The organism is Natrialba sp. INN-245, assembly GCF_009807105.1.
Taxonomy (GTDB): domain Archaea; phylum Halobacteriota; class Halobacteria; order Halobacteriales; family Natrialbaceae; genus Natrarchaeobius; species Natrarchaeobius swarupiae.
Genome location: NZ_WUBV01000063.1, coordinates 111,056 through 124,743 on the forward strand (window position 1 = coordinate 111,056; position 13,688 = coordinate 124,743).

The 13,688-nt window shown below is 63.6% G+C and carries 14 protein-coding genes and 1 pseudogene; 5 read left to right on the forward strand and 10 right to left on the reverse strand.

What is annotated here, in order from left to right; all coding sequences use genetic code 11:
- Positions 1-21: 21 nt before the first annotated feature.
- Positions 22-276, reverse strand: a complete 255-nt coding sequence (locus GRS80_RS17085; RefSeq protein ID WP_160048607.1) for a hypothetical protein — start codon at positions 274-276, stop codon at positions 22-24.
- 78 nt (positions 277-354) lie between these two features.
- Positions 355-534, reverse strand: coding sequence for a hypothetical protein (locus GRS80_RS17090; protein WP_160048608.1), 180 nt, complete (start codon positions 532-534; stop codon positions 355-357).
- Positions 535-656: 122 nt separating this feature from the next.
- On the opposite strand from GRS80_RS17090, the pseudogene eif1A reads away from it, so the two are divergent.
- Positions 657-950 (forward strand): annotated as a pseudogene (gene eif1A / locus GRS80_RS17095) (translation initiation factor eIF-1A); the annotation flags it as partial.
- Positions 951-1,233: 283 nt separating this feature from the next.
- Here eif1A and GRS80_RS17100 read toward each other — a convergent pair.
- The 6 genes from GRS80_RS17100 to GRS80_RS17125 all read right to left on the reverse strand — a co-directional run bounded on the left by GRS80_RS17100 (position 1,234) and on the right by GRS80_RS17125 (position 7,464).
- A complete protein-coding gene (locus GRS80_RS17100; protein ID WP_160048610.1) occupies positions 1,234-2,226 on the reverse strand; it encodes a ribonucleotide-diphosphate reductase subunit beta in 993 nt (330 codons plus the stop codon).
- Positions 2,227-2,262: 36 nt separating this feature from the next.
- Positions 2,263-4,752, reverse strand: coding sequence for a ribonucleoside-diphosphate reductase subunit alpha (locus tag GRS80_RS17105; RefSeq protein ID WP_160048611.1), 2,490 nt, complete (start codon positions 4,750-4,752; stop codon positions 2,263-2,265).
- The gene (locus GRS80_RS21145) at positions 4,749-5,234 is read right to left on the reverse strand and encodes an ATP cone domain-containing protein (RefSeq protein WP_343161626.1); all 486 of its coding nucleotides are present in this window, start codon (positions 5,232-5,234) and stop codon (positions 4,749-4,751) included. The genes GRS80_RS17105 and GRS80_RS21145 overlap by 4 nt, the downstream gene beginning before the upstream one ends.
- 315 nt (positions 5,235-5,549) lie before the next feature.
- Positions 5,550-6,812, reverse strand: coding sequence for a DUF6498-containing protein (locus tag GRS80_RS17115; RefSeq protein WP_160048612.1), 1,263 nt, complete (start codon positions 6,810-6,812; stop codon positions 5,550-5,552).
- A 39-nt stretch (positions 6,813-6,851) separates the two neighbouring features.
- A complete protein-coding gene (locus GRS80_RS17120) occupies positions 6,852-7,250 on the reverse strand; it encodes a type II toxin-antitoxin system VapC family toxin (protein ID WP_160048613.1) in 399 nt (132 codons plus the stop codon).
- A complete protein-coding gene (locus tag GRS80_RS17125; protein WP_160048614.1) occupies positions 7,237-7,464 on the reverse strand; it encodes an antitoxin VapB family protein in 228 nt (75 codons plus the stop codon). Before GRS80_RS17125 ends, GRS80_RS17120 begins: the two co-directional genes overlap by 14 nt.
- A gap of 382 nt (positions 7,465-7,846) precedes the next feature.
- Here GRS80_RS17125 and GRS80_RS17130 point away from each other — a divergent pair, with 382 nt between their 5' ends.
- The 4 genes from GRS80_RS17130 (at position 7,847) to GRS80_RS17145 (ending at position 12,042) form a co-directional block, all read left to right on the forward strand.
- Complete coding sequence (locus tag GRS80_RS17130) at positions 7,847-8,131, forward strand: hypothetical protein (protein WP_160048615.1); 285 nt, start codon at positions 7,847-7,849, stop codon at positions 8,129-8,131.
- Positions 8,132-8,235: 104 nt separating this feature from the next.
- Entirely contained in the window at positions 8,236-9,438 is a 1,203-nt protein-coding gene (locus tag GRS80_RS17135) for a PQQ-dependent sugar dehydrogenase (protein ID WP_343161627.1), read from the forward strand.
- A gap of 123 nt (positions 9,439-9,561) precedes the next feature.
- Complete coding sequence (locus tag GRS80_RS17140; RefSeq protein WP_160048616.1) at positions 9,562-10,968, forward strand: geranylgeranyl reductase family protein; 1,407 nt, start codon at positions 9,562-9,564, stop codon at positions 10,966-10,968.
- A gap of 21 nt (positions 10,969-10,989) precedes the next feature.
- A complete protein-coding gene (locus tag GRS80_RS17145) occupies positions 10,990-12,042 on the forward strand; it encodes a hypothetical protein (RefSeq protein WP_160048617.1) in 1,053 nt (350 codons plus the stop codon).
- Between the two features lie 70 nt (positions 12,043-12,112).
- Here GRS80_RS17145 and GRS80_RS17150 read toward each other — a convergent pair whose 3' ends face one another.
- Positions 12,113-12,889 (reverse strand): hypothetical protein, encoded by a 777-nt coding sequence (locus GRS80_RS17150; protein ID WP_160048618.1) that lies wholly within the window; start codon positions 12,887-12,889, stop codon positions 12,113-12,115.
- Positions 12,890-12,898: 9 nt separating this feature from the next.
- Positions 12,899-13,660 carry a LemA family protein gene (locus GRS80_RS17155; protein WP_160048619.1) on the reverse strand — a complete coding sequence of 254 codons (762 nt, stop codon included), beginning with the start codon at positions 13,658-13,660 and terminating at the stop codon, positions 12,899-12,901.
- Positions 13,661-13,688 lie beyond the last annotated feature (28 nt).

Sequence of the window (13,688 nt, forward strand, 5' to 3'; positions counted from 1 at the left end):
CTATCGATCGTTCGACCGCCGTTACTCGACCGACTCCACCGGCGAGAGTACCCGCGGCACCTCCTCGAGTTTGACCTCCTCGGTCAGATCCTCGGGTTCGTCGACGGGGCCGTTGACGAACAGTGCGTGGCCGATGAACGCGAGCGCGACGCCCCCGAAGACGGCGACGGCGAACTCGAGCGCGAGCGGGGTCGCGTAGCCGACGACGCCTCCAGTGGCGAGACTCCCGGCGATACAGACCAACACGAGATCGTAGTAGTGAAGCGTATAGTCCATACGAAACGTAGACGGCGAGGCGACAAAGTGGTTGGGCCTCGGATCGTTGGGTTCCGATTTGATTGGTGCCCGTCGACGTCAGAACATCCCGAAGCTCTGGAGCATCCCCGTGATCAGCGACTTCACGATCAGCCCCATGCCGGCGAGTATCAACGCCAGTCCCGCGGCGATGACGAGATCGACGTACGCGACGAGTCCGATTCCGGCCAGCAGGACCACGATCCCCACGATTCCGAGCGGCCCCAGATTACCGAGCATATCCGACGACTCGAGGCGAGGAAGGTAAAACGCGTGGTTTCGTCGATCCGGACTGTGTCAGAGACGGGACGTTCTCGGCGGGAAATCGATAAAGGGTTAAACGGCTCCGACGCAAATCTCGAGCCATGAGCGACGACGGCGAGGGCGGTCGGAAGAACCTCCGGATGCCGGAAGACGACGAGGTCTTCGCGACCGTCACCAACATGCTCGGGGCGAATCGGGTCACGGTACGGTGTGCCGACGGGAAGGAGCGAACCGCGCGTATTCCTGGCAAGATGCAAAAGCGCATCTGGATCCGCGAGGACGACGTCGTCCTCGTCGAGCCGTGGGACTGGCAGGACGAGAAAGCCGACATCACCTGGCGCTACGAGAAGAGCGAGGCCGACCAGTTACGCCGCGAAGGCCACATTCAGTAACTCGAACTGTTACTCCGTCGTTCGACAGAGCCGGAGTGTCTTCTGTGACCGAGAGGAGACGCTGTACCGACGTCCTGACGTGGGACAGGGCAGCCACGTTCGCACGGAACCGACGAGATCGACCGTGTGAACGGCGGACACTCTGTGAGGCCCGTGAGACGAACGTCGGCAGTCGAGGGAGACGCCGACTGCGTCTCGAACCACGGCCAGTCACAGAGCGACGGCACACGGTAGAAAGATCGGACTCGTTCTGCCCGACTCTGGTACGGCAATCGTTCAACTGCTACCAGTCGAGACTTCCGCCGCTCTGGTACTCCGTCACCTGGGTCTCGAAGAAGTTCTTCTCCTTGTTCAGATCGACCTGCTCGGACATCCACGGGAACGGGTTTGCTGTCCCGTACTGTTCCGGTAAGTCGAGTTGCTCGAGTCGACGGTCGGCGATGTGTTCGACGTATTCGGCGAACTGCTCGGCACTCATTCCGAGGATCTCGTCGGGGCACGCCTCGTAGGCGTAGATTTTCTCTAATTCGACAGCCTCGGTTATCAGGTCGACCACTTCGTCCCCGAACTCGTCTGTCCACGCGCCGGAATTCTCCGCCCGGATCTGGTTGATGAGATCGACCCCGAACCCGAGGTGAAGCGACTCATCGCGCATGATGTACTCGAACTGTTGACCGACGCCGACCATCTTGTTCTGGCGTTTCAGTCCGAGCATCATCGCAAACCCGGCGTAGAAGAAGATCCCTTCCATGATGACGTAGAAGCCGACGAGGTCACGGAGGAAGTTCCGCAGATCCTCGTCGGTCTCGATGGTGAACCCGCCTTTGTCGATCACCCGAGTAAGGTCGACCACGAATTCGTCTTTCTCCTCGATGGACGGGACGCGGTCGTACATTCCGTAGAGGTACTCCGGATCGAATCCGAGCGAGTCACAGCAGTAGATGAACGTGTCGGTGTGAATCGCTTCCTCGTAGGCCTGACGGAGCAGGTACTGGCGACACTCCGGTGCAGTGACGTGATCGTACACTGCCAGGACGATGTTGTTGGCGGTCAGCGACTCGGCCGTCGAGAAGAACCCGAGGTTCCACTCGACGAGCTGTCGCTCTGCCTCCGAGAGGGCGTCACCGTTCCACTGGGTGACGTCGTCTTGCATCGGGATTTCCTCGGGCACCCAGTTGTTGTTGACTCCTGCTTCGTAGTACTCTCGAGCCCAGTCGTAGTCGATCGGCAGTATCTTGTTCGGGTCGTGTTCGGCGTTGGTGTTGATGATCGGCATCGTCGTAGTGATTATGAGCGGGATTGGCTGTGTGGGTTATTGACAGGCATCGCACGTCGGATCCGCGACTTTGCAAAGGTCATCATCGTCGTCGGAACGACCGCCGTCGGTCTCGGCATTCGCCGACGAGGAATCACTCCGGTGTTGGGTCTTCCCGTACTCGGACAGATCGAGCGTCGACTTCTCGATCTGTGACGCTCCGAGGGTACGGAGATAGTACGTCGTCTTCAGGCCCAGCTCCCACGCGGTCTCGTAGACGTCCGTCAGAAGGGAGCCGTCGGTCGACGGGAAGAAGACGTTGTGCGAGACGGACTGGTCGATCCACGTCTGTCGGTGTGCAGTCAGTCGAATCTGGTGACGCGGGTCGATTTCGAACGCGCCGCGGTAGCGGTGTTTCAACTCGTCCGGGATGGCGTCGATCTCCTGAATCGACCCGTCGTGGTACTTGATCCGGTCGACCATCTTCTCGTTCCAGCAGTCCCGTTCTTGCAGTTCTTCGACGAGCTGATCGTTGATGATCGTGAAATCACCCGACATATTCGACTTCACGTACAGGTTCGAGTACAGCGGTTCGATAGACGGCGTCGTCCCGTTGATCGTGGAGACGGTCGCCGTCGGTGCGATGGCCATCGTGTTCGAATTCCGCATCCCGTGCTCTTCGACGTGTTCTCGAACGACGTACCAGTCGAGGGTTTCGTCGCGGTCGGTCGGAATATCTCGGCCACGTTCGTCCTCGAGGAGATCGACGGTATCCTGTGGGAAGAGGCCGCGGTCCCACTTCGAACCCTCGTAGGAGGGGTACGACCCCCGTTCCGCCGCGAGCTTAGAGGAGTTGAGAATCGCGTGGTAGGAGACGAACTCCTGCCAGCGGTTGGTTTTCTCCACCGCCGTTTCGGAGTCCATCGGAACCTCCAGTTGCATCAGGGCGTCGTGAAAGCCCATCGTACCGAGTCCCACGGGTCGGTGCTGCATGTTCGAGTGTTCGGCCTCGTCGGTCGGGTAGAAACAGAGATCGACGACGTTGTCGAGCATCCGCATCGCCGTCTCGATGGTGTCTGCGAGGTGCTCGCGGTCGAGCCCCGCAGCCGAATCCTCCCGCTCGGTCTCCGCAGAACTGCGTTCTGTCTCCCCGTCCTCCGAGACGTGGGTGGCGAGGTTCACACTTCCCAGGTTACAAACGGCGTGCTCGTCCGCACTCGTGTTGAGCGTGATCTCCGTACAGAGATTCGAGGAGTGGACCGTCCCGACGTGGTCTTGAGGAGACCGAACGTTACAGGGGTCTTTGAACGTGAGCCACGGATGGCCCGTCTCGAACAGCCGCGTGAGCATCTTTCGCCAGAGTTCCTCGGCGTCGATACGTTCGTACTGTCTGAGTTCGCCCTCGTCGGCCAGCTGTTCGTATTCGCGGTAACGCTCTTCGAACGCCCGGCCCGAGAGGTCGTGGAGGTCAGGAACGTCGTCGGGGCTAAACAGCGTCCACTGCTCGTCGTTTTCGACGCGTTTCATGAAGAGATCCGGGATCCACGCGGCCGTGTTCATATCCGGCGTGCGACGACGCTCGTCGCCGGTGTTTCGCTTGAGGTCGGTAAAGGCAGGGAAATCGAGGTGCCAACAGGCCAGGTACGCACACGCGGCACCGCGTCGTTTGCCAGATCGGTTGATGGCTGCCGTGACGTCGTTGCTGATCCGGAGGAACGGAACGACGCCGGTCGACTCTACACCCGTGCTCTCGATGAGTGCACCCGCCGACCTGATGTTCGTCCAGTCGTTGCCGAGCCCACCGCTCCACTTCGAGAGCTGTGCGTGATGTTTGTACGAGTCGAAGATGTTCTCGAGGTCGTCCTGTACCGTCGTCAGGTAACACGAGGACAGTTGGGGATGGGTCGAGCCGCTGTGGAACAGCGTCGGCGTCGAGGGAGTGAACTCCAGGTTCGAGAGGACGTCGTAGAACTCCTTGGCTCGCTCCTGTGGGTCGTCCTCCTCGATCGCCAGCCCCATCGCGACCCGCATCCAGAACGCTTGCGGGAGTTCGAGATGGTCGCCGTTCTGTTCGGTTTTGAGGAAGTACCGCTGGTACAGCGTCTCCATCGCCATGTACTCGAACTTCCGGTCGCGCTCGAGTTCGAGGTAGGCGGCGAGATCGTCCAGGTCGAATCGGTCGGTGAGGCGCTCGTCGAGGAGCTCGAGATCGACGGCTCGTCGGAGGTTTTCGACGAACGTTTCACGGTATGCGTCGTCGAGTTCGAATCCGGTCACGTCCTCGCCGAGTATCTCGCGATAGTATCGCTGGCGAAAGACCGCGGCTGCGACGTGTTTGAGCTTCGGCTCGCTCTCTATGCGCGCAGTCAACGCCTGGATGACTGCCTGGTATACCTCGTCGGGGGATGCATCTTCGTAGAGGTTGCGCTCGATCTCGGTAACGAGGTCGTCCCAGTCTGCTGTGCTAAGAGTCGTCTCGATGTCCGTACGTGCCCGGTCGACGATCGACCGGATGTTGGGGGTCGTTGTGGTGGATTGCTGGCTCATGTGTTAGGCGATCGGTCGTCTGCTGTCGCTGGGTCGGAGTCTTCGACTTCGGCATCGAGGACTGCATCGAGTTCCCGGAGGAACGCTTCGGGTTCGGAGAAGGCTCTGTAGACCGAGACGAATCGAATGTACGCGACCGTGTCGATATCGCGTAACCGCTCGGAAACGAGTTCGCCGACGAGACTCGACGAGACGATACGTGTCTCTCGATCCTGTAGTGCGCTTTCGATACCATCGACGAGACTCGTCACTGTCTCTTCGGAGACGTCTCGCTTCTCCACTGCTCGTTCGATACCTGCACGAAGTTTCCTCCGGTCGAACGGTTCGATGGCTCCGTCCCGTTTTTTCCACCTGGAGGGAGTCCCATTCCGGACGTTCGTCGGTCGTAAAACGAAACGAACACCGTCGACACTCGCGGCGTCGTCGAACCGAGGTCCCGTTAGCGCTGCTCTCGGTATCGATGACGCGTGTTCGACCGTCACCGCAGTCCGGGAAGTTCATAGTTGTCACTAGTCGTCCCTCCGGCGTTGTGGCCTCATAGGGTGTCAGTCTCGACCGCAACATATGCTGTCAGAGCCAGCTACATAAATTCTCCCAAACTAAATTGTAGTAGTACAACTAAACTTTCCTTCGGTCGGGTGGTCGGTCGGTGAACTACACACGTCGGGTGTCACAGAGTGAGGATGTCGCAATTGGTCCGCTGTTGGGTCGACGGCGTCTCGAGCGCGAGGGATGCCCGTCTTTTACGGACCACACTCGAACGTTCGCCGCCAAAGCTAGCTCGTCGTCGCTGCCGATCAGTCGCCGTCGACGCCGTCAGGTGGGCGGTCGAACACCTCGAGCACCGGCCCGGTTTCGCACAATCCCGGAAGCCGCCGGTCGTGTTCTGAGTCGGGGAGTTCGACGATCACGGTCGACGTCTCGAGCCAGTCGCGTTCGACGCGGACACCGCTCTCGTCCCACGCCTCGACGCGCCACAGCGGCGTCCGGAACAGCCGATCGTAGGCGACGATGGCGTCGTCGTCGACCCGATACTCGACGCCCACATACCGTAGCCAGTAGTCGACGTGGACCAACACGAGGGGAACGGCGACGGCGACGATCACGAGCGCGACCGCACCCGACCAAACGCCGCCGATCGCGAACAGGAGCGCGAAGACGGCGGGAAACATCCCGACGAACAACGTTGTGGGGTGGCGTTTGGCGTGAGACGTGGTCGCGAGCAGCCGGCCGCCGGCGGACGGGCGCACCCGTCGATGGTCGTCCGCCAGGGACGTATCGACCGCTTCGTGCGTCGGCGGTTCGATCGTCGACTCGAGGCCGACGCCGATCGACTCGCCGAACGCCGCCAGTCGGTCGCGATAGCTGCCGACGAGGTCGAACCCGAACTTGGCGAGGACGATGCCGACCAGCAACAGCGCGCTGGCGATCGTCGGATCGGCGTCGCTGATCGGCTCGTCGCTGGCGACCGACGGATCGGCCACCGCGGCGAAAACCGAGCAGCACAGTCCGACGAAAAACAACACCGCGCCGCGCCAGAACACGCCGTGGATCGCCGTCTGAGCGCTGTGCTCGCGATAGCCCTGCCGGTAGAAGTACTCGAGGGCCGTCCGGCCGCCCTCGCCGAGGAAGATCGCGAAGACGGCGAACGTCACCGCGTCGATGGCGTCGCCCTCGAGCGCCTGGGAGCCGACGACGCCGACGGTCAAGGTTCCCACGACGAACCAGACGACCGCGAGCATCGGAGCCAGGAGGGCGATCACCGGAAGCGTCGAGAGCTGTATCCCGACGCCGGTGAGGGGGATCGGGATCGCGGCGGTTCGGTCCGCGAGCGCGCCGACGATCAGCATCTCCGAGTCGAACTCCGAGGGACGACCGGCGAAGACGGCCCGGACGACCGCCCAGAAACTCAAGACGGCGAGTTCGAACCAGTAGATGGCCACGAGCGTCGCCGCGTTCCAGCCGAAGACGAGGACGCCGACCAGCGGAACGAGGTTCACGACGAGGACGGCGGACGCCTCCGCCGTGATTCCGCCGCGCACACGATCGATGACACTCATTTACGGATCGTTCGTAATGGTCAGCGTGTGGCGGAGGTGCTACGACTCATCGTCACCGATCAGCGTCACGTCCAGGCCGTCGACGCGCTCGAAGTGGTCGTCGCGTGTGACGACGGTTCCACCGGCATCACGAACGACGCCCGCGATGAGGGTATCGAGCGGCCCGATCGGTTCCCCGGCGCTGTGGAGTTCCCCGTCGATTTTCGCGGCCTCTGCGGCTCCGTCGATCGTCAACTCGATCGGTTCGACCCAGTCGAGATCGGAGCGGGCTTTCTCGAGGCCGTCGTCGCCGCGGGTTCGAACCGCGCCGATGAACGTCTCGTGTAACGCCGGGGTCGGCGCGAAGAGCGGCGTGTGTTCGTTCGACGCGAGGAACTCGCCGACGTACGCCTCACCCTCCAGATAGTCGATCAAGACGTTCGTGTCAAGACAGTTCATCGGCACGCTCCTCGAGGTCCCGGGTGTACTCCTCGCGGTACGATTCGACCTCGTCGCGAAGGCCGGTGTTTTCCCACGAACCGAACCCTTTCATCACGTTTCGGTTCTCTCCCGTGATTCGGAGAATCGTCTCCGTAAAACTTTCACCCTCCCGTTTGTGCTCTTTGAGGCGGTCGTACGCCTCCTCCGTGACGGTGATCGTCTTCGTCCCCATACACGTACTTGTACACGTAGAAAGTTATAGCTGGCGTCGGACGAGTGGACGAGCGGACTCGCCGTCTCGAGCGGACGGCGACCTTCTTCCGACTATCACCAGCAATTATATTATCCTACAGGACGACTGTCACGATGGAAGCCACGCGCTCCAAATTGGACGCGGGGGCATGCGTACGAAATGCCCCGGGTGCTAAGGACACCCGAGACGTGTGGCTTCCAAGCGTCCGCTTGGTTGCCATGTTTCCATTACTGGTACCGAGACAAAAAGGTCTCGCACGACAGTGTCGTATCGTCTCCGAACAGCCCGCGGTTCGCGATAGGGTCCGTGTTACTGGCGCATACACGGCTCGAGAGTGCCGTCCGTGGCGATTCCATAGGCAATGGCAGCGTCCGTGGACCTCGAGTCGACGCCACCGGGGGCGACGCCGATGAGTTCGAAGCGCGACGCGGCTCGCGTCGACCACTCCGGCGCGAGCGTCTGCGACCGGTGTGACGAGCCGGTCCGTGACGATCGGGTGATTCGCCTCTCCGCGAAGCCCTGTCCCGAACTCGCCGATCGGTACGAATCCGTGAGGCAGGTATACTGTCCCGACTGCGTCGCCGCGGTCGGCATGCTCGAGTTTGCGGCTGGAGCGCGGGCAGTATCGTCGACGAAGCCGAGCTAAGTCGCTCGAGTAGCGCCATGTGACTCGAGAGCAATCAGATACCCTGAACGTACCCAAACCGTCAAACGCCACACTCGAGAAGACGCGACACGGGTGAACCACCGGTGACCGGTTCCGACCGCGGTCCGACGCGTCGAACGCTTCTGCGAAGTGGCGTCGCGGTCGGCGCACTCGCGACCGCCGGCTGCGTCGGCTCCCTTCGCGGCCCGTCGGAGTCCGACGAGTTCGACGTCGAGACCGTTACCGAGGGGCTGAACCAGCCCTGGGGGCTCGCGTTCCTCCCGGAGGACCCCCGGCTGCTCGTCACCGAACTCGAGGGGCGGCTCTCGCTCGTGGACCGCGAGGACGGCTCGCGCGAGGAAATCGACGGGACGCCAGCGGTCCACGACGCCGGACAGGGCGGCCTGCTCGACGTCGCTCTCCATCCCGAGTTTCCGGACGAACGGTGGCTCTACCTGACCTACGCCGCGACGACCGACGCCGACGGCGACGAGTCGACGACCCACCTCGGTCGGGGACGACTCGAGCCAGAGGCAGCCACCCTCGAGGAGTTCGAGGTACTGTACGCGGCCGAGCCGTTCGTCGGGTCGAACGCCCACTACGGCTCCCGGGTCGTCTTCGGCCCAGAAGACAGGCTCTACGTCACCGTCGGCGACCGCCAGTTCGACGAGTTCGGCCCGGATCACGTCTCCCAGGACCCGACGAATGACCTCGGAACCACGCTTCGGCTCGAGGCCGACGGCTCGATCCCCGAGGAGAACCCGTTCGTCGACGACGAGGGCGGAGACGCGGTCTTCAGCTACGGCCACCGGAACGTCCAGGGGATGACGGTCCATCCCGAGACGGGCGAGATCTGGCAGAGCGAACACGGCGAGGAGGACGGCGACGAGATCAACGTCCTCGAGGCGGGCGGCAACTACGGCTGGCCCGTCGCGGGCTACGACTGCGAGTACGGGACGGACGAACCGGTCGGCGACGACCCCCGCGAGCGCGAGGACGTGATCGACCCGGTCTACTACTGGGAGTGCAACACGGGTGGGTTTCCACCCGCCGGCGCAACCGTTTACGACGGTGACGCGTTCCCCGACTGGCAGGGCGACCTGTTCGTCGGCAACCTCGCCGGCGAGTACCTCGGCCGCTTTGCCGTCGACGGCACGGACGTCGAGGAACTCGAGGCGCTCCTCGCCGACCGCGGGTGGCGGATCCGTGACGTCGCGGTCGCCCCCGATACAGAGTCACTCTACGTCGCGGTCGACGACAGTGACGCGCCGGTGGTTCGGCTCGTTCCACCGGAAACCGACGAGTGATACTCGAGGACGAGTCGTGACGATACCCGAGGGGAAGGCGGCCGCGTAGTCGACGGATCCGCTCGCTCGAGCGACAAGAACGACCATAAAACGTTTTCTTACCGGGGTGTCGACAGTGTGGGTATGAGTACACAGGAGCAGTCGGGCGCGGCCGCCTCGAGTGGAACGCGATCGCCCGACGCGGTCGTCGTCGGTGCCGGAACCGCCGGCTGTTACGCCGCGGCGACCGTCGCACGGGAAGGGTACGACGTCGTCGTCCTCGAGCGGAAATCCGAGGAGGAAGCGGGCCACATCGCCTGCGGGGACGCCCTGAAGGGTGCGGACGCGTTTCCGGAGTCAATTCCGAAGTCGCAGATCGAACCCGCGTTTACGAACACGGACGTCGACCACGGCCGCTTCGAGATCCCCCAGGAGGATACGGTCCTCGAGATTCCGGTTCCCGGCGAGTTGGCGGTTATCGACCGCTGGGAGTACGGGAAGCGGATCATCGAGGGCGCGGCGGATGTCGGTGCCGAATTCCACTACGACACCGTCGTCACGGCCGTCCGCCAGGCCGAGGACGGCCGCGTCACCGGCGTCGAGGCGATCCGGAAGGGAGAGCCGTTGACCTACGAGGCCGACGTCGTCGTCGACGCCGCGGGCTCGCTTTCAGTTCTGCAAGACGAGGTCGACTTCGGCGACTCGACGTTCGATACGAACGTCGACTACTCGCACTTCTGTTCTGCCTATCGCGAGATCGTCCACGTCGAGGAGCCGGTCGAGTGGTCCGACGCCCTCGTCTTCAAGCCGACCGAGCGCGCGGCGGGTTACCTCTGGTACTTCCCCCGCACAGAGACCGAGATCAACGCCGGACTGGGCTTCCAGATGACCGAGGAGCCGATGCAACTCGTCGAGGATCTCAAACGCGACCTCGAGGACCGGACGGAGTTCCGGGGCGCGGACGTCGAAGACAAACTCGGCGCGGCGTTGCCCACCCGCCGGCCGTACGACTCCGCGGTCCACCCCGGCTACGTCGCCGTCGGCGACGCCGCGGGACACGTCAACCCGACGACCGGCGGCGGCATCGCCGGCGCGGCCTACGCCGGCAAGTACGCCGCCGATCGGATCGTCGAAGCCCTCGAGACCGGCGATCCGAGCGAGGAGACGCTCTGGGCGTACAACGAGCACGTGATGGACCACTTCGGGGCACGGTACGCCGCGCTCGACGTCTACAACATCCTTTCGACGGCGATCGACGTCGACGATCTGATGGGGCTGCTCGCCGCGATGCCCGGCGAAAAGCTTGCAGAAGCGCTCTACTCGGGGAGTACGGACATCGGAACGAAGCTCAAACTCGAGGCGCTGCTCAAGAGCCGCGGCCACTGGGGAACGATCTGGAACCTCTACCAGACGAAACGCTGTGCCGACGACCTCCTCGCACACTACGAGAACTATCCCTCGAGTCCGGACGGCCTCGCCGCCTGGCAGGACCGACGCGACGAGTTGATGGACGCCGTCTACGAGACGACCGGGGCGGACCCGAAGTACTGACCTCGTGTCCTCGAGCTAGCGATGCCGATCTTTCCACCCGAACGCCGACCGACCGTGGACATCGTTACTCTCGGCGACGTCTCTGGAACGACGATCTCGACCGCCCGCCAGACGCTCGAGGGGACGTTCGGAATCGTCGCCAGACGTCGCCGTGGTCCGGATCCGGACCGCGTGTTCGATTCCGAGCCGTCGCCGCACACCGACGACGACCTCTTCGAGAGCGAAGCGCTTCTCGATGCGATCGACGACGCAAGCGAGGCCGATCTCGCGATCGGACTGACGGCCGTCGGCATTCGTCACGAGCGCCAAGAGCGGCTGTTCGGGCTGGGGTTGGTCGGCGGTCCGTGTGCGATCATCTCGACTTACTGCTTCGAGGAGAGCGAGAATCTGTTCGCCGAGCGCATCGAAAAGCAGGTGCGCAAACAGATGGGACGGCTGCTCGGACTCGATACCACGCACGGGGGCTGCGTGCTCGAGCGTGCGTCGTTTCTGGGCGCGCTCGACGAGACGGACTCGGAGTTCTGTTCGGAGTGTCGAGCGCGGCTGACCAACCCGGAGACCGCACCTGCCCCGCCGCTGTGGATCGTCGGCGACTCACCGGTGCTCGCGGAGAATTTCGACGCAGATGTCGAAGAGTCGAACGACGCGAGCGCCGCAGGCTCGCGAACCGACGACTCGGGGCTCGAACTTTCGCTTCGGACGCTCCCGCTCGTTCCGATCGGATTCGTCGCCATGGCGCTGTCACCGTTCGCACGCGGCGTGTCCCGATTCGCGGCGTGGGAGTCGACGCTCCCGCCGGAGACGCGACGGGTACTCCACGGCGGCTACCGGATCGTCCGGTTCTGGACGTTTGCCGCCCTGTTCGTCCTGCTCGCAGTTCTGACCCTGTACGCGGAACTCAGCCTCTACGCGCGAGTGCTGGGGACCAGCCCGGGGGCGGCAATCGTCTGGGGGATGATCGTCGTCGCCATCGGGCTGGGATTCTACGGCCAGTTGCTCGTTCGCTCGATGGTTGCCGGGGCGTACGAGGGACTCCTTCGCGGCTCGCAGTCGCCCGAAACGCGGAGACGCTGACCAGTCTGATGTGATACGCCGACTATTTGCGATGTGAGACGTTGATTAGTTTCGACTCGAGTCGCCGCCACTACAACAAAAATAGCGGCGCGATCCCGGAGAGCCAGAAGAAGACGACGAGTGAGACGGTCGCGACTACGAGACCCTTACAGACCGACCACGCGAGCGTGAATCGGCGTTCCCGAAGGAGCTTCGCCGGCGGTTTATCGGAGAAAAACGGCGTGACGTCGCCGTCGCGGAGGATCGTTCCCTTCGAACCGGCCGTCCCGCCGTCCGTCTCGAGACCGGTGTTCGCGTCGACGCGGCCGAACGCGTAGAGCTCGTCTCCCGGTTCGATCCACGCGAGGTCGAACGTTCGGTCGTACTGCATCCCTCGTTCCGGGAGGGTCCGCGTTCGCTCGAACGAGACGACCTGCTCCGGCGGGTTCTCGTAGCTCTCGACGGTTCGCTCCGCTCGTCGCTCCTCGGAGAGGTCGAACTCGGCGGCCTCGAGGGCCTCCGGCGAGACCTCGATCCGTCCCGATTCCGTCTCGAGGGAAAACGACGCGGCTCGCCGCTCGGAAAGCGGCCGGCGGCTCGAGCCGTACCCCGAGTCTCGAACGGACAGGTCGTAGGCGACGCAATCGCCGCCGATGACCGGCACCGCAAGTGGCGAGCCGGTCGAAACCGTTCCGGAGACGGCCGCCGGCCCGACGGCGACGGCATCGGGCGAAGACAGCGGCGTGTCGGTGATCGTCACCGCCTGGCGGTAGCGGGCGAACCCCTTCGCGACGGTCACCACGCCGACCACGATCCCGGAAGCAGACGCGATGAGGATGGCCGCGTAGAGAAAGACGGCGAGGATCACGCGTCGACCTCACTCAGGGGCGGCCCCGAAGCCAGCGGTTCCGTTTCGTTCGTCGCCTCCATCACCGCTCGATCCCGTTCCCGGCGGATCGTCGTCCCCGTCATCGCCCGGCGGATCGTCGCCCCCGTCCTCGCTCGAGCCGCCGACATTCGAACTCCCGTCGGAGTCGCTGGCGTCCGAACCCCCGCCAATCCCGCCGAACCGATCGCGAACATCGATTCCCTCGTGAGCGGTTGCCGAGGCACGAAACGGCTCGCGGCGCTCGAGTCCGTGTCTGGTCGCGACGAGTCGTTCGGGAAACCGCTGGATCCGGACGTTGTAGGCCGCGACGGCCTCGTTGTAGTACTCGCGACGGCTCTCCAGACGCCCTTCGATCGTCGTGAGGCTGTCCCGGACGTCGTCGAAACGGTCGGCCGACTGCAGCGCGGGCACGTCGTCGGCGACTGCGTAGAGGTCGTCGATCGCCTCCCGGATCTCGACGCTCGCCGCCGCGGCCTCGGCCGGTTGCTGGGCCTCGATCGCCCGCTCGCGGGCGTCGAGTAGCTCTTGGAGAACGTCCCGTTCGTGTTCGACGTGCTCGACCGCGAGGTCGATCAGCGCCCCGACCTCGTCGTGGCGTCGCTCGAGCAGAACCTCGACGTTCGCCCAGGCGCGGTCACAGCGCTCGCTGGCCTCGAGAATCGTCGTCTCGAGTCGGCCGACGTATCTGAGACCGCTGTAGCCGGCGATCGTGGCAGCGAATCCGAGGACGACCGTCGCAAACCAGACCATTTCGATAGTAATTCGACAGCTAGTACTT